The organism is Streptomyces sp. NPDC025793, from assembly GCF_055558375.1.
On the sequence record NZ_JBVHMR010000020.1, the window covers coordinates 56,187 to 70,995 of the forward strand.

General features: G+C 72.8%; 13 protein-coding genes and 1 pseudogene. 5 read left to right on the forward strand and 9 right to left on the reverse strand.

Annotated elements, in window-relative coordinates; translation table 11 throughout:
• Positions 1–32: 32 nt before the first annotated feature.
• The gene (locus ACZ4MF_RS31265; protein ID WP_467495528.1) at positions 33–425 is read left to right on the forward strand and encodes a VOC family protein; all 393 of its coding nucleotides are present in this window, start codon (positions 33–35) and stop codon (positions 423–425) included.
• A gap of 12 nt (positions 426–437) precedes the next feature.
• On the opposite strand, the gene ACZ4MF_RS31270 is transcribed toward ACZ4MF_RS31265, so the two are convergent.
• Positions 438–1,130, reverse strand: coding sequence for an NAD(P)-dependent oxidoreductase (locus ACZ4MF_RS31270; RefSeq protein WP_467495404.1), 693 nt, complete (start codon positions 1,128–1,130; stop codon positions 438–440).
• 195 nt (positions 1,131–1,325) lie between these two features.
• On the opposite strand from ACZ4MF_RS31270, the gene sigJ reads away from it, so the two are divergent.
• A complete protein-coding gene (gene sigJ, locus ACZ4MF_RS31275; protein ID WP_467495406.1) occupies positions 1,326–2,303 on the forward strand; it encodes an RNA polymerase sigma factor SigJ in 978 nt (325 codons plus the stop codon).
• A 5-nt stretch (positions 2,304–2,308) separates the two neighbouring features.
• Here sigJ and ACZ4MF_RS31280 read toward each other — a convergent pair whose 3' ends face one another.
• Entirely contained in the window at positions 2,309–3,382 is a 1,074-nt protein-coding gene (locus ACZ4MF_RS31280; RefSeq protein WP_467495408.1) for a right-handed parallel beta-helix repeat-containing protein, read from the reverse strand.
• Between the two features lie 260 nt (positions 3,383–3,642).
• Positions 3,643–4,572 carry a class A beta-lactamase gene (bla, locus tag ACZ4MF_RS31285; RefSeq protein WP_467495410.1) on the reverse strand — a complete coding sequence of 310 codons (930 nt, stop codon included), beginning with the start codon at positions 4,570–4,572 and terminating at the stop codon, positions 3,643–3,645.
• Between the two features lie 130 nt (positions 4,573–4,702).
• Here bla and ACZ4MF_RS31290 point away from each other — a divergent pair, with 130 nt between their 5' ends.
• Both ACZ4MF_RS31290 and ACZ4MF_RS31295 read left to right on the forward strand, forming a co-directional pair.
• Positions 4,703–5,683 carry a LysR family transcriptional regulator gene (locus ACZ4MF_RS31290; protein WP_467495412.1) on the forward strand — a complete coding sequence of 327 codons (981 nt, stop codon included), beginning with the start codon at positions 4,703–4,705 and terminating at the stop codon, positions 5,681–5,683.
• On the forward strand, positions 5,680–6,603 hold the full coding sequence (locus ACZ4MF_RS31295; RefSeq protein WP_467495414.1) for a serine hydrolase: 924 nt from the start codon (positions 5,680–5,682) through the stop codon (positions 6,601–6,603). The genes ACZ4MF_RS31290 and ACZ4MF_RS31295 overlap by 4 nt, the downstream gene beginning before the upstream one ends.
• Before the next feature lie 62 nt (positions 6,604–6,665).
• Here ACZ4MF_RS31295 and ACZ4MF_RS31300 read toward each other — a convergent pair whose 3' ends face one another.
• Positions 6,666–7,319: a response regulator gene (locus ACZ4MF_RS31300; RefSeq protein ID WP_467495416.1), complete on the reverse strand. Its 654-nt coding sequence runs from the start codon at positions 7,317–7,319 to the stop codon at positions 6,666–6,668.
• Entirely contained in the window at positions 7,316–8,458 is a 1,143-nt protein-coding gene (locus tag ACZ4MF_RS31305; protein ID WP_467495530.1) for a sensor histidine kinase, read from the reverse strand. The genes ACZ4MF_RS31300 and ACZ4MF_RS31305 overlap by 4 nt, the downstream gene beginning before the upstream one ends.
• Positions 8,459–8,744: 286 nt before the next feature.
• Here ACZ4MF_RS31305 and ACZ4MF_RS31310 point away from each other — a divergent pair, with 286 nt between their 5' ends.
• A complete protein-coding gene (locus tag ACZ4MF_RS31310; protein WP_467495418.1) occupies positions 8,745–9,320 on the forward strand; it encodes a GlcG/HbpS family heme-binding protein in 576 nt (191 codons plus the stop codon).
• A gap of 89 nt (positions 9,321–9,409) precedes the next feature.
• On the opposite strand, the gene katG is transcribed toward ACZ4MF_RS31310, so the two are convergent.
• The 4 genes and pseudogenes from katG to ACZ4MF_RS31330 form a co-directional block, all read right to left on the reverse strand.
• Complete coding sequence (gene katG, locus ACZ4MF_RS31315; protein WP_467495420.1) at positions 9,410–11,620, reverse strand: catalase/peroxidase HPI; 2,211 nt, start codon at positions 11,618–11,620, stop codon at positions 9,410–9,412.
• 33 nt (positions 11,621–11,653) lie between these two features.
• Positions 11,654–12,091: a Fur family transcriptional regulator gene (locus tag ACZ4MF_RS31320; RefSeq protein ID WP_071371518.1), complete on the reverse strand. Its 438-nt coding sequence runs from the start codon at positions 12,089–12,091 to the stop codon at positions 11,654–11,656.
• A 411-nt stretch (positions 12,092–12,502) separates the two neighbouring features.
• Positions 12,503–13,684, reverse strand: coding sequence for an abortive phage infection protein (locus ACZ4MF_RS31325; protein WP_467495422.1), 1,182 nt, complete (start codon positions 13,682–13,684; stop codon positions 12,503–12,505).
• Positions 13,685–13,845: 161 nt separating this feature from the next.
• Positions 13,846–14,801 (reverse strand): annotated as a pseudogene (locus ACZ4MF_RS31330) (LacI family DNA-binding transcriptional regulator).
• Positions 14,802–14,809 lie beyond the last annotated feature (8 nt).

A 14,809-nucleotide genomic window follows, 5' to 3' on the forward strand; every position in this document is an offset into this window, starting at 1 on the left:
GGAGGTGTCAGGACATGCCCTGGAGGCATTCCTTGTCCGTCGAGTTGAACCACACCATCGTCCACGCCCGGGACAACCGGGAGTCCGCCGAGTTCTTCACCGAGCTGCTCGGTCTGGAGATCGCGGGAGAGTGGGGCCCGTTCGTCGCGGTGGCCCTGAGCAACGGCGTCACGCTGGACTTCGCCAGCGTCCCCGAGGGCCAGATCGCCACGCAGCACTACGCCTTCCTGGTCTCGGAGGAGGAGTTCGAGGCCGCGTACCAGAAGATCAGGGAACGCGGCATCGAGCACTACGCCGACCCGCACCGGCAGAAGCCGAACGCGATCAACCACAACGACGGCGGCCACGGCGTCTACTTCATGGATCCCGCCGGTCACGCCATGGAGCTGATCACGGTCCCCTACGGGGGCTGGCCGAAGGCGTGACCGGGCCCACCGTCACCCGCCGAACGCCTCCTTCCTGATCATGTCGAGGAGGCGCGGGGTGCCCTCGGTGGTGCGGACGTCGAGAAACGCCCGCACATGCTCCCCGGTGACGGCCTCGCGCACCAGCGCGTGCGCGAGGTCGGCCCGGGAGGTGAACCGTCCGGGCAGCCGGGCGGGCGCCAGCCGGTAGTCGCTCACCGCGTCGGTGTCGAAGAGACCGGCGGGCCGCAACACCGTCCAGTCGCGGTCGCTCGCCCCGACGATCTTCTCCATCCGGCGCATGTCGTCGTAGACCGTGCGCCCGACGACCCGGGCGAAGAAGGGCTCCAGCACCTTCCGGAAGAGGACTCCCTCACCGGGCGCCGGCACGTCGAACATGATGGTGGAGGAGACGCACACCAGACGGCGGACGCCGTGCAGGGTCATGGCCCGGGTGATGTGCGTGAGGCCCGCCGAGTACACGGTGACCGATGCCCGGCCGTACGGGACGCCGAGGGCGGAGATGACTCCCTCCTGCCCCGCGACGACCCGCTCCACCGCCGTCGCGTCCAGGACGTCGGCGGCCTCGATCCGCAGCCGGGGCCCGCCGGGCGGGAAGGCGTCGGGGTGCCGGGTCACGGCGGTGACGGTGTGACCTGCGGCGGTCGCCTGCGCGGTGACCTGCCTCCCGGTCGGCCCGTTCGCGCCGAAGACGACGAGTTTCATGGGCTTCTCCTCGCTGCGGGGTGCTGCTGCCGTGGACCGAGAGGGCCCGGACGGCGGCGGGTGTGACAGCCCCGGCGCGGGATGAGATCTACGGCACACGACCGCCCCGCGATGTCACACTCCGGGGACCGCGGCCCTCTGGGTGGGGAGAGTCGTCGCGAGGGCGACGTCAGGACGTGAGGAGAGGGGGACGCCATGGCCGACCGGGGGACGCCCGCGGGGACGGACACCGCCACACAGGCCTTCCTCGACCACCGTGAGCTGCTGTTCGCGGTGGCGTACAACATGCTGGGCACCGTCGCCGACGCCGAGGACGTGCTCCAGGAGACCTGGCTGTCCTGGGCGGACCGGACGGGCGCCGGGAACGGCGGGGAGGGCAGGGACGGCGGACAGCGAGCGGAGATCACGCATGCGCGCGCCTATCTGGTGCGGATCGCCGTGCGGCACGCGCTCGCGCGGCGGGCCCGGATCGCCCGGCGGCGCGAGACCTACGTCGGCCCGTGGCTGCCCGAACCCCTGCTCACGGACGGCCCCGGCACCCCGGCGGCCGGCGCGGACGCCGCCGAACAGGCCGTGCGCACCGAGTCGGTCTCGCTGGCGATGCTGGTCGTGCTGGAAACCCTGACCCCGCTGGAACGGGCCGTGTTCGTCCTGCACGAGGTGTTCGGCTACCCGCACCCCGAGATCGCGGACATCCTCGGCCGCAGCCCCGCGGCCGTACGGCAGCTCGCGCACCGCGCCCGTACCCGGGTGCGCGCCCGGCGCCCCCGGTACGAGGTCCGTCCCCGGGTCCGGCGGCAGGCGACGCAGCGGTTCGTCGCCGCGGCGCTCGGCGGTGATCTGGGAGCGCTGCTGGAGATCCTGGCGCCCGAGGCCACCCTGTGGACGGACGGCGGCGGCAAGGCGCAGGCCGCACCCCGCCCGATCCGCGGCCGGGACAAGGTGGCCCGCGCCCTGACCGGCTATGCCGCGCGCTCGGCGGCGGGACTGGAGTTCCGTCACAGGGACGTCAACGGCGACGCGGCCGTGGTGGTGTTCGAGGACGGCTCCCCGCACGCGGTCATGGTCATGGACCTCGACCCGGACGGCGAACGGGTCCGCGCGGTCTACCTCGTCACCAACCCGGACAAGCTGCCTGCCGTGCCGCCGGACGGGACACCTCTGCGGCCGTAGCGCCGTTACGGGGTCACGACCTTGCCGCCGAAGGTCACCACGAGGTGGCCGTCCGAGGCGAAGGACCAGCCGAGGGACCCGGAGTACGAGGAGCAGCGGGAGCCGTTCGTCCCGCTGCAGAACTGGTTGGAGTTGTCGGAGTCGCCGGAGATCTCGTCGTTCGAGCCGCTGACGGCGAAGCGGCACGGGGTGTTGCTCCGGAACACCGAAGTCCCCTTGTCGAAGGAGAAGTTGCGCTCGGTGTGGTCGATGCTCGCATCGCTGGAGATCGCCATCCTGCCCGGGTCGCTGTTGTGGGTGAACCCGTGGTGGCCGTTCCGGTAGGCGATGTCGTGCCGCACGACATGGTCGACCGCGATGTCGTCGCCGCCGAGCTTGTAGCCGTTGCGGTCGCCGTTGGGGTTCGTGGTGCCGTCGGTGAGCGTCCCGTTGCCGTACGACAGGGAGTACTCGATGGTCACCGGGCCGATGGCAGCGGTGTCGTTCTCGGTGTAGAGGTCCCAGCCGTCGTCGATGTCGTTGTGGGAGACGTCGTAGCGGAAGACGTTCCCGGTGCCGGTGGTCGGCTTGGAGGCGAAGCCGTCGGCGTTCTCGCCGGTGGAGTCCACGGTGTCGTGCGACTCCGAGCTGACGACCAGGTTGTTCGACGGCCACTGGCTGCTCGGTGTGCTGGAGCCGATCCGGCCGAGCTGAAGGCCCGTGTCCCGGTTGTAGGCGGTCACCACCCGCTCGATGACGTCGTTGCTGCCGCCGACGTGGATCCCGTTGTCCCCGGCGTGCTCGGCCGTGAGGCCGTACAGGTGCCAGTGGTTCGCGTTGAGTTGGATGCCGCGGTTCGACGAACTCGCGCTCTGGCCCGAGAAGTTGAGCACCGGGGTCTCCCCCGGGTGGGCGGACAGCGTGGTGCGGGCACCACAGGTGCCGTCGCTCCCGGCCGGGATCGTGACCGTTGAGGAGTAGCTGTACGTGCCCCCGCGCAGGTAGATCGTGCCGCCGGTGGCGATCCGGCCGATGGCCGAGGTGAGCGTGGTCGGAGCCGACCGGGTGCCGGCCGCGCTGTCGGTGCCGCTCGGCGACACGTACAGCACGGTGGCGGCCGCGGCGGCCCGCGTACCGGTGGTCGCCGCCTGTGCCGTGGTGCCGGAGAACGCGGCGAGCGTGCCGGCGAGCAGACCCGCGCACGCGACGGCCGGCCTGAGTGAAAGCAGGGGGAAAGCGCTTTCTCCGCCCCGCCTTCGCGACGTCAGAGAGCAGCCATGTACGCGTCAATAGCCAGCCATGTACATGATTTAAATTCACATGAGAGAACGACATGCCCGAGGAGCGGCGGCCGCCGCGGCTACTCGCCCGGGGCGAGCGCGCCGGCCAGGATGCGTGCCGCCTCGGCGACGAGCGCGTCGTCCGCCGGAGCGTCCTGAGCGCTCTTGGCCGACAGGACAGTCAGCAGCAGGGGGGTCCCGCGGGGCGTCCAGGCCACGCCGATGTCGTTGGCGGTGCCGTAGTCACCGGTGCCGGTCTTGTCCGCGAGGACCCAGTCGCGCGGGAGCCCCGCGCCGAACCGCGCGCCGCTGGTGGTGTTGCCCTTCAGCCAGCCGACGAGCCGCGCCCGGTCGGCCCGCGCGAGCGCGCGGCCGAGGGTCAGCCGTGCGAAGCCGGCGCCGAGCGCCTCGGCGGTCGTGGTGTCACGTGGGTCGCCGGGGACCGCGCCGTTCAGGTCCGTCTCCCACCGGTCGAGCCGGCTCACCTCGTCGCCGAGCGAGCGGAAGAAGCGGGTGAGCCCGGCCGGACCGCCGATCTCGCGCAGCAGCAGGTTGCCCGCCGCGTTGTCGCTGTACTGGATCGCCGCCGCGCACAGGTCCGCGACCGTCATGCCCGTGTCCACGTGCTCGGCGGTGCGCGGCGAGTTGGGCAGGATGTCGTGCGGGGGATAGTGGACCACCTTGTCCGGCGGGGCGCAGTCAGCGTGGTCGCGCAGGACGGCCGCGGCGGCGAACGCCTTGAACGTGGAACACATCGCGAACCGCTCCCCCGCCCGGTACGACACCGTCCGCCCGGTGCGCAGGTTGCGGGCGAACACCCCGAGCCGGGCACCGTGCCGTTGTTCCAGTTCGCTCAACTCGGCCTCCTGGTCGAGCCGTTGGGAACGGGGCGCCGCCGACGCGGCGGGGGCGGAGAGGGCGCCGGCTGTCACGGCGGCGGTGGTGACGGCGAGGCCCGCCCTGAACAGGCCGCGCCGGGCCAGGATGTGGGGGTGGTCGGGGCTGATCATGGGCACAGTCCTCCCGGTCGAGCCGTCGCCGGCTTCCTGGATCTTCGACGGGGACAGCGAAACAGCCGGACACCACTCATGTCCAAGAGGGAACTTTGAACACGTCATGCTTTATTGATATGAGTGCGGGATGGATCTCCTGGCGCACCTGGACGCGTACGTCGCGACGGCGGACGAGGCGAGCTTCTCCCGGGCGGCCGACCGGCTCGGCATCGCCCAGCCCCTGCTCAGCCGCCGTATCAAGACGCTGGAGGACCACTTCGGCGGCCTGCTGTTCGACCGCTCCCGGCGCCAGACCACCACCACCGCGCTGGGGGTGCTGCTGCTGCCGTACGCGCGTGACGTACTGGACCGGGCCCAGCGGCTGCGGCAGGTCGCCGAGACGGCCGGGCGGGGCCGGGTGCGCGCCGTCGGGGTGCCCGCGCACTGCGCCCCGGCGGCACTGGCCCGCGCCATCCGGGCCGGCGCCGAGCACGGAGTGACCCTCGGCGTACGTGAACTGCCGCCTCAGGAACGGCTGTCGGGACTGTCCGACGGCTCGCTCGCCTACGCGCTGGTGCGGGTGCCGCCGGAACAGGGTGCGCTGCGGGTGCCGCTGGGGGTGGCCGCGGCGCCGGACGCCGCGGATCTGCCCCTCGGGGGCTCCCGGCGCGTGCTCCATCTGGAGGAGCTGCGGCCGCGCCGTGCCCGCGGCGGCCGGCCTGTCGCCGCGTCGCCGGTGCTGACCCTGCCGGAGGACCACGTGCCGTACCACGAGGACCGGTTGGAGCGTGCCGTGGCCCGGGCGGGCCTGCCTCCGGGCCGGTTCCGGCCGGCCGGGTCCGCGGCCGCCGCGCTCGCCGAGACCCTGGCGGACCGGGCGCTGCTGCTGTGCGCCGAGCCGTTCGCGCGGCAGAACGGGGCCGACTGGAGGCCGCTGGCCGACCGGTCGCTGCACCGGGGCTACGAGATGGCCGCGGCCGCGGAGCGGGGCGGTTCGGCGGCGGTGCCGGGCTGGCTGGCGGGGCTGCTGCCAGCGGCCGTGGGGGCCACCGGTGACGGGGCGGGCGGGCCGCGGTCCGGGCCCACCGCGGCGGATGACCTCCCCGTGCGGCTGGCGGCACGCGGATGAGCGCGGCGGTGGTGCACGTGGGCGACAGCGGCGCACTGACGGACGTGGCCGAGGCCATCGCCGCGGACTGGGCCGCGCTCGGCGTACGGGGTTCGTTCCTCGCCCGCAATCTCGACACCGGCGAGCAACTCGGTTTCGATGTACAGGAGTTGACGCCGCTTGCGTCCGTGGTGAAGGTCCCGCTCGCGCTCGTCGTGCTGGACCGGATCGCGGCCGGGGACCTGGACCCCGGACACCCGGTGACACTCGACCCGGCCCGCACCAGCGTCGGCCCCACCGGGCTGGCGGCGTTCCGGTACCCGGCGACAGTGGCCGTCGGCGACCTGCTGCTGTCGATGCTGTCGGTGAGCGACAACGCCGCCGCGGACGCCCTGCTCGATCTGGTGCCGGTGGCGGCGGTGGACGCGCGGCTGCGCGCCTGGGGGTGCGGGGAGCTGCGGATGCGGCACCGGATGAACCACATGTACGAGTGCGCGGCGGGCGCCGCCGGCAACGACTTCTCCCTCGCGCTGGAGCTGGCGGTCCGGGACGACGGCACGGACCGGCAGACCATCGAGACCCTGGACCCCGCCCGTGCCAACGCCGGTTCCGCGGCGGCGCTCGTGGAGCTGCTGCGGCGCGTCTGGTGCGACGAGATCTCCGCTCCCGCGGCGACGGCGGAGTTGCGGCGGCTGATGGGGTTGCAGGTCTTCACCCAGCGGCTGGCGAGCGAGTTGCGGGCGGACACGTTGCGGTGGAGCGGAAAGACCGGGACGTTTCTCCATCTGCGGCACGAGATCGGGGTGGTGGAGGCGGCATCGGGGGACCGGGTGGCGATCGCGGCCCTCTCGCGCGCCGGGCGTCGGGCGGGTGTCGCCGCGGACGTCGACTGGGCGATCGGGGTCGCGGGGAGGTCGGCGTTCGAGGCCCTGCGGGGGTGAGGGGGCAAGGCGGGTGAGGGGTGCGCGGTCCGCGACAGCGCCGTCGGTGCGCCGGGGACCGTTCACGACAGCAGTCGTTGTTCCTTCGCCACGGCCACCGCCCCCGCCCTCGTGTCCACGCCCAGCTTGTCGTAGATGCGGCGCAGGTGGGTCTTGACCGTGGCCTCGCTGATGTAGAGGGCCTTGGCGATGGCGTGGTTGGGCAGGCCCTGGGAGAGGTGGGCGAGGATGTCGCGTTCGCGCGGGGTGAGCGCGGGGCGGGGGTTGCGCAGGCGGGACATGACGCGGTCGGCCACGGGCGGGGAGAGGGCCGGGCGGCCCTGGGCCGCCGCGTGGATCGCCGTGAAGAGGTCCTCGGCGCGTTCCGCCTTGAGGAGGTAGCCGGTGGCGCCCGCCTCGACGGCGCGGGTGACGTCGGCGTCGGTGTCGTAGGTGGTGAGGACCAGCACGTGCGGGGCGGGGGTGAGGGTGCGCAGGCGGCGGGTGGTCTCCACGCCGTCCATGCCCGCGCCGAGTTGCAGGTCCATCAGGACGACGTCGGGAGTGGTCCTGCGGGCCAGGGCGAGGGCTTCCTCGCCGCTGCCCGCCTCGCCCACGACCTCGATGCCGGGGGCGCTGTGCAGCAGGGCCAGCAGCCCGGCGCGTACGACGGCGTGGTCGTCGCAGACGAGGATGCGGACCGGCGCCGGGGCGGACCGCTGCGGGAGGGTGGTCATCGGGGCTCCAAAGGGATCGCCGCCGACAGGGCGGTGCCCTCGCCCGGTGCCGACTCGATGGTGAGGGTGCCGCCCAGCTGGCGCAGGCGGGCGCGGATGGCGGGCAGGCCGTGGCCGCGCTGTTCGTCCGTCGCGGCTTCGCGGATCGCCCGCCCGTGCGGGTCGAAGCCCTGGCCGTCGTCCGTGACGTCCAGGACGATCTCGTCGTCCAGGCAGGTCAGCGTGAGGGTGGCGGTCGTGGCGTGGGCGTGTTCGCGGACGTTGGCGAGGGCGCCCTGGGCGATGCGCAGCAGGGCCGACTCGACGGGGGCGGGGAGCGGGTCGGGCGGGGTGCCCTCGCTCTGGACACGGACGGTGAGCGCGGGGGTCCTCTCGCGCTCGGCGACGGCGCGCAGGGCCTGGAGCAGGCCGCCGCCCTCCGAGAGGTCGGCCGGAGTGAGGTCGTGGACGAAGCGGCGGGCCTCGGCGAGGCTGCGTTCGACGATCGCCGCCGCCGTACGGACGTGGTCCCGGGCGGTGCCGGGCGCGGTGTCCCACAGCCGGTCGGCGGCCTGGAGCAGCATCCGCTGGCTGGACAGGCCCTGGGCGAGGGTGTCGTGGATCTCGCGGGCGAGCCGCTCGCGTTCGGCGAGGGTGCCCTCGCGCCGCTCGGTGGCGGCGAGGTCGCGCCGGGTGCGGACCAGGTCGTCGATCAGGGCGTCCCGGCGGGCGGCCTGGCGCTGCATGACGACGAACACGGTCGCGGCGATGGCGGCCACGGCCGGCGGCGCGAGGAGCACGTTCGGGTCCGGCCAGCCGGCCAGGCTGAGCTGGGCGGCCACCGCGAGGGCCGTCAGGAGCGCCACCAGCGAGAGCGCGGCGCGCGGCGGGAGGGTGCGCAGGCCGGTGTAGAACAGCGGGACCGCGCACCAGGCGAAGCTCGGCGCCAGGACGACGAGGAGGGCCCACGTCGCGACGACGAGCGCGAGCCAGGTCAGCCGACGCGGGGTGGGGCGGGTGCCGAGGGCGGGGCCGAGGACGTAGAGCACCGCCAGCAGCGCGGACAGGGCGATGATCCAGGGAGTGTGGGGCCGTTCGGCGTGCCGGGCCAGGTACCGGGCGAGGGAGGCGGCCAGCAGCACGAAGAACGCCGTGTGCATGACGACGCTGAGGGCACGGGTGTCGTCCCGCTCGGGTACGGGGGCTGCCGATACCTCTCCGGTCACCTGCCGGCACCTCCCTGGACACCGCTCTGAACTGCGCAAACACCTTTCATTGTTCCCCGAGCCGGGGCATGCGGGGTCATCCGATCGGATGACCCCGGGGACGACCGGTCCGGCGACGGGGTGCGGGCGGAAACGGGCCGAGGATCGATGGCGGAAGCGGTTGCGGACCTGGTCCGGACCCGGTTCCCCCCGACTCACCCGCACAGGAAGGTTGCTCGTCATGTCCAGCCGCAGGAAGCCCGCCCGCCGTACCCGTGTCCTCGTCGGTGGTGCCGCTCTCGCCGTGATCGGCGCTGGTGTCGTCGGTACGGTCGCCGCCAACGCCGCCGACTCCACCGGCACCGCCTCCGCCGTCTCCGCCGCCGCTCCGGTGGCGGCACGCGGCGGGGACCTCACCCAGAGCACGCATCTGACGCTGGCCGCGGCCGTGAAGGCGGCGCGGGCCGCGCTGGACGCCGCAGCGAAGGAGGGCCGGCAGGTCTCCGTGGCCGTCGTCGACCGCAGCGGCAACGCCCTGGTCACCCTGCGCGGGGACGGGGCGGGCCCGCAGTCGTACGAGTCCGCCGAGCGCAAGGCGTACACCGCCGTGTCCTGGAACGCGCCCACCTCGGAGCTGGCCAGGCGGCTGGAGCAGGCGCCGACGCTGAAGGACATCCCGGGCACGCTGTTCCTCGCGGGCGGCGCCCCGGTGACCGCCCAGGGCGTCCCGGTCGCGGGCATCGGGGTCGCGGGGGCGCCGTCCGGTGATCTGGACGAGCGGTACGCGCAGGCGGGTGCGGCGGTCCTCGGCCACTGACGGACCGGGAAACGGACGGGACGTCCGGGTCCGCCCTGCTGGGCGGGCCCGGACGTCCCTTCGCGCTGTTCAGGCGAGCCGGATCGGCCTCAGACGAGGTCGTACCGGTCCGCGTTCATGACCTTGACCCACGCGGCGACGAAGTCCTTGACGAACTTCTCCTTCGCGTCGTCGCTGGCGTACACCTCGGCGACGGCCCGCAGCTCGGAGTTCGAGCCGAAGACCAGGTCGGCGCGGGTGCCGGTCCACTTGACGGCGCCGGAGGCGTCGCGGCCCTCGAACTCGTCCTGCGCGGAGGAGGTCGACTTCCACTCGGTGTCCAGGTCGAGCAGGTTGACGAAGAAGTCGTTCGTCAGCGTGCCCGGCCGGTCGGTGAAGACACCGTGCTTGGAGCCGTTGTGGTTGGCGCCGAGGACGCGCAGACCGCCGACGAGGACGGTCAGCTCGGGCGCGCTCAGCCGGAGCAGGTTCGCCTTGTCCACCAGCAGGAACTCGGCCGGCAGGCGGTTGCCCTTGCCGACGTAGTTGCGGAAGCCGTCGGCGGCCGGCTCCAGCGCGGCGAACGACTCGACGTCCGTCTGCTCCTGCGAGGCGTCGACACGGCCCGCCGTGAACGGCACCTCGATCTCGACACCGCCGTCCTTGGCCGCCTTCTCGACGGCCGCGGAGCCCGCGAGCACGACCAGGTCGGCCAGCGAGACCTGCTTGCCGCCCTTGGCGTTGAAGGACTCCTGGACGCCCTCCAGGACGCGCAGCACGTGGGCCAGCTCGTCCGGGTTGTTGACCTCCCAGTTCCGCTGCGGCTCCAGGCGGATGCGGCCGCCGTTGGCGCCGCCGCGCTTGTCGCTGCCGCGGAAGGAGGAGGCCGCGGCCCAGGCCGCGGAGACCAGCTGGGCGACCGTGAGGTCCGTGCCGAGGATCTGCTCCTTGAGGGAGGCGACGTCCGCGGCGTCGATCGGCTCACCGGTGCGCTGCGGCAGCGGGTCCTGCCACAGCAGTTCCTCGCTCGGGACCTCCGGGCCGAGGTAGCGGACGATCGGGCCCATGTCGCGGTGCGTCAGCTTGTACCAGGCGCGCGCGAACGCGTCCGCGAACTCCTCGGGGTTCTCGTAGAAGCGGCGCGAGATCGGCTCGTAGATCGGGTCGAAGCGCAGCGACAGGTCGGTGGTGAGCATCGTCGGAAGCTGCTTCTTCGACGAGTCGAACGCGTTCGGGACGATCGCCTCGGCGTCCTTGGCCACCCACTGGTTGGCGCCGGCCGGGCTCTGCGTCAGCTCGTACTCGTACTCGAAGAGGTTCTTGAAGAAGTTGTTGCTCCACTGGGTCGGCGTCTCGGTCCAGGTGACCTCCAGGCCACTGGTGATCGCGTCCTTGCCGACGCCCGTGCCGTAGCTGGACTTCCAGCCGAGGCCCATCTGCTCCAGCGGGGCGGCCTCGGGGTCGGCGCCGACGTTGTCCGCCGGGCCGGCTCCGTGGGTCTTGCCGAAGGTGTGGCCACCGGCGATGAGGGCGACGGTCTCCTCGTCGTTCATCGCCATCCGGCGGAAGGTCTCACGGATGTCGCGGGCCGCGGCGATCGGGTCCGGGTTGCCGTTCGGGCCCTCGGGGTTGACGTAGATCAGGCCCATCTGGACGGCGGCGAGCGGGTTCTCCAGCTCGCGGTCGCCGCTGTAGCGCTTGTCGTCCAGCCAGACGGTCTCGGGACCCCAGTAGACGTCCTCGTCGGGCTCCCACTCGTCGACGCGGCCGCCGGCGAAGCCGAAGGTCTTGAAGCCCATCGTCTCCAGCGCCACATTGCCCGTGAGGATCATCAGGTCGGCCCAGGAAATGGACTTGCCGTACTTCTTCTTGACCGGCCACAGCAGACGGCGGGCCTTGTCCAGGCTCGCGTTGTCCGGCCAGCTGTTGATCGGGGCGAAGCGCTGCTGGCCGCCGCCGGCACCGCCGCGGCCGTCGCTGATGCGGTACGTACCGGCGCTGTGCCAGGCCATACGGATCATGAGCGGGCCGTAGTTGCCGAAGTCGGCGGGCCACCAGTCCTGCGAGGTGGTGAGCACCTCCGCGATGTCACGCTTCACCGCGGCGAGGTCCAGGGAGTTGAAGGCCTCGCGGTAGTCGAAGTCCTCACCGAGCGGGTTGGCCACGGCCGGGTTCTTGGCAAGGATCTTCAGGTTGAGCCGCTCCGGCCACCACTGGCGGTTGCCACCGCCCTGGGTCGGGTGCGCGGCGCGGCCATGGGCGACCGGGCAGCCGCCCTCCGCCTTCGCGTCTGCGACGTTGGCGTCGATGTTCTCAGTCATGGCATTCCTTCCGAACTGTGCGGAACTCGGTGCTCAGGAACTGCGGCCGGTGGAACAGTCGGGGCAGGTGCCCCAGTAGACGACCTCGGCCTCCTCGATGGCGAAGCCGCTGTCGTCGGCGGCGGTCAGACAGGGCGCGTCGCCGACGGCGCAGTCGACGTCGACGACGGCACCGCACGACCGGCACACGATGTGATGGTGGTTGTCACCCACACGCCCCTCGAACCGGGCCGGGTGTCCGGCCGGCTCGATACGGCGGACCAGACCCGCCGCGGTCAGGGCGTGAAGAGCCTCGTAGACGGCTTGCAGGGAGATGTGGCCAACGCGGGCACGGACCCCGGAGGCGATCGCCTCGACGCCGAGGTGGTCGCCGTCCCGGACGGTCTCCAGCAGCGCGACGCGGGCTGCCGTCACGCGCAGGCCGGCACCGCGGAGCTCCTCGGCGGTGGTCGGGGTCGGGGAGGCGGTCATGAGGCCGAACCTACCCTCAAAAACACGAAGGGTTCAAGAAAACGAGCAGTGCAATTTTGGTTGCGCTCCGCAGGCCGCCGGTCACCTGGGCGTCAGCCGCCGTCACGTCTGCCTTCGCGGTTCCTCTCGCGTTTGCTTTCACGTCGCCCTTCGGGCCGGCGTGTGTACCGACACGGGCGCGAAGGGGGGTGGCGCGAACATGCACATGACGCCGCCCGGCGCGGCGGGCTGGGGCGGTCCGGGGACCGGTCGGGGGCATGCCCGCATCATCCGGCCCCGGATCACCCGGGGCCGGACGGCAAGCCGGGACATCGCCCGAACGGGTGAGCCGGGGCCGCGCGGGTCGACGCCCGGACGGGCCGGTACGTGGCCCGCCGCTGCCGGTACGAGGTCCACCGCCACCCGTACGGGTCAGGTGCCGCCGGTGTGCGGTCGGGCGCCGACGGTACGGCGGTGACCTGCCCCGGCGTACCCGTAGCGGCGGGCCAGGGCGTGGAAGGCCTCCTTCGGTTCCCAGTGCCAGCCGGAGGCGGGGTCGTCCGGGCGTTCCTCGACGGTCCTGGTGATCGCGTAACTCGCCAGGTCCAGGTCATGACGCGGATCGCCCGGACGGTGCGGCAGGTCGGGAGTCACGAACTCGAAGGCCATCGCCGCGTACAGGCGCAACGACTCGAAGACATCGATGAGTTGGGTGAGATAGGCGGCCTGGGTGCGCTCGCTGCGGACCAGGTCGCCCTTGATCTCCGGCGGGACCTTGGCGCGGTCCACGATGTCCCACCCCATGCCACCGGCCTTCGGCGCCCCGACGTACGCGCAGGTCCCGAACTCCGTGACGGCCACCGGCTTGCCCCACCGCGCATAGCGGCTCAACTCCCGCACGTAGTCGGCCCGGTGGGGGAAGTACGAGTAGTAGTCGATGCCCACGACGTCGAAGAGGCGCCAGTCGACCTGGTCGTCCTGTGCGGCGGCGTAGGCGAGCCGGCCGCGGAACACGGACCGGCCGACCCCGGCCGCCCGCGCCGTGAAGCGGTCCAGACGGCGCTGCATCGCGACAGGGTCCACCGTGCCGTCGAGCAGGTTCCGGATGCGTTCGTAGACGTCGGCGCCCGGGACGATGCCGGGCACGAACAACCAGAACTCGCAGCCCACACTGAGGTCGACGGCGGCGCCCTGCCGGCGCAGCCGCTCCGCGAACCGGCCGGTCTCGGCGAGGTGTTCCAGGATGTCCCGCTCGGGCACGTCACCGAGGGTCGGCTGGAGCCAGACCCGCAGACCGCGTTCCGCCGCCTCGGCGGCCGTGGCCGTCAGGCGCTCCACTCCGTCCCCGGCGACGTCCACGGTGTCGGCGTGCAGCTCGTCCCTGATCGCCCGGATGTCCTTGTGCATACGGGCCGTACTGAACGCCGTACCCGGTGTCCCGCCCTCCCCCACGGTGTACACGACGCCCCGGTGGCGCAGTCCGCCCCGCGCGTCGCGGGCCGGGCGGTCCTCGGCGGCCCGGGCCGGAGCCGACGGCAGCACGGCCGCGGCCAGCCCCGCGGACGCCATACCGGCCAGGAACTGTGCGCGCTTGATCCCCTTGGTCCTCTGCATACGGCCACCCTGCCGGGCAACACCCCGCCGGCACCGTCCGCCGACGGTCTACGGCACGGGGTCCAAGGATGGTGATCCGACACCGAAAGTCGCAGGCGGCAGCCTGCCTCACTCCGCACTGCGCATGATCCGCACCGGCGAGACGGCGACACAGAAGACGATCACGCGGATGGCGGCCCGCTGGTCCCCCGCACGACGAGCTTGGGATCCAACTCGGCCTTCCCGCCGGGCACTTCCGGCCTCTCCAGCCGCTCCACGGTGAACCGGACCGCGTGTTCGGCCATCAGGCCGGCGTCCTGTCGTACGGTCGTCAGGCCGATCGGCATCAGAGGGGAGAAGGTGGCTGCCGTCGTAGCCGACGACGGAGAGGTCCCGGGGCACCTCGACACCGGACCGCGCCAGAGCCTTCAACAACCCCATGGCACTACGGTCGTTGCCCGCGAGCACGGCCGTCGGCAGCGGCAGGCCCGCGTCCCGTTCCGCCAGCAGGAACCGGCCCGTCTCGATGCCGGACCGCTCGGTGTGGTCACCGGGGATCACCCGCTCCTCGGCCTGGAGGCCTGCCTCGCGCATCGCGGCCCGGTAGGCCCGGCGCCGCTCGGCCGAGCCGGGCCCGCGCCCGCCGTCGACGTGCACGATGCGGCGGTGCCCGAGCTCCAGCAGGTGCTCCCTGGCCTGCCGGACACCCTTGCCCTCGGCCGTGTGCACGGAGTCGATCCCCGGCCGGGGCACCCGGCGGCCCACGGAGACGACGGCGGCACGCCGGGCCGGCCCGTCCAGGTAGGCGGGCTCGGACCCCGGGACCCAGCAGGATCAGCGCCTCGCTGCGGTGGCTCAGCAGGGCCTCGATCGCCTTGGCCTCGCTGCGCCCCTGGGCGACGGCCGACACCAGCACGTCGTAGCCGAGGCGTTCGGCCTCCGGATGGATGCCCTCGATCAGGTCCGACTGGGAGATCTGGTGCGCGGTGAACAGCACGCCTATGGTCCGGCTGCGCCCCCGCGCGAGGAGCCGGGCGGCGCTGTCCCGCCGGTAGCCGATCTCGTCGGCCACCCGCAGCACCCGCTCACGGGTCTCGTCGCCGGCCCCGGGCTGGTTGCGGAACACGATCGACACCAGCGCCCAGG

Bases quoted from the DNA above. Each gene is read 5' to 3' on its own strand.
- ACZ4MF_RS31305 (WP_467495530.1), bottom strand. From the start codon at position 8,458: ATGCACACGGCGTTCTTCGTGCTGCTGGCCGCCTCCCTCGCCCGGTAC.
- sigJ (WP_467495406.1), top strand. From the start codon at position 1,326: ATGGCCGACCGGGGGACGCCCGCGGGGACGGACACCGCCACACAGGCC.
- ACZ4MF_RS31320 (WP_071371518.1), bottom strand. From the start codon at position 12,091: ATGACCGCCTCCCCGACCCCGACCACCGCCGAGGAGCTCCGCGGTGCC.
- ACZ4MF_RS31290 (WP_467495412.1), top strand. From the start codon at position 4,703: ATGGATCTCCTGGCGCACCTGGACGCGTACGTCGCGACGGCGGACGAG.
- ACZ4MF_RS31270 (WP_467495404.1), bottom strand. From the start codon at position 1,130: ATGAAACTCGTCGTCTTCGGCGCGAACGGGCCGACCGGGAGGCAGGTC.
- katG (WP_467495420.1), bottom strand. From the start codon at position 11,620: ATGACTGAGAACATCGACGCCAACGTCGCAGACGCGAAGGCGGAGGGC.
- ACZ4MF_RS31325 (WP_467495422.1), bottom strand. From the start codon at position 13,684: ATGCAGAGGACCAAGGGGATCAAGCGCGCACAGTTCCTGGCCGGTATG.
- ACZ4MF_RS31295 (WP_467495414.1), top strand. From the start codon at position 5,680: ATGAGCGCGGCGGTGGTGCACGTGGGCGACAGCGGCGCACTGACGGAC.
- ACZ4MF_RS31310 (WP_467495418.1), top strand. From the start codon at position 8,745: ATGTCCAGCCGCAGGAAGCCCGCCCGCCGTACCCGTGTCCTCGTCGGT.
- ACZ4MF_RS31300 (WP_467495416.1), bottom strand. From the start codon at position 7,319: ATGACCACCCTCCCGCAGCGGTCCGCCCCGGCGCCGGTCCGCATCCTC.
- bla (WP_467495410.1), bottom strand. From the start codon at position 4,572: ATGATCAGCCCCGACCACCCCCACATCCTGGCCCGGCGCGGCCTGTTC.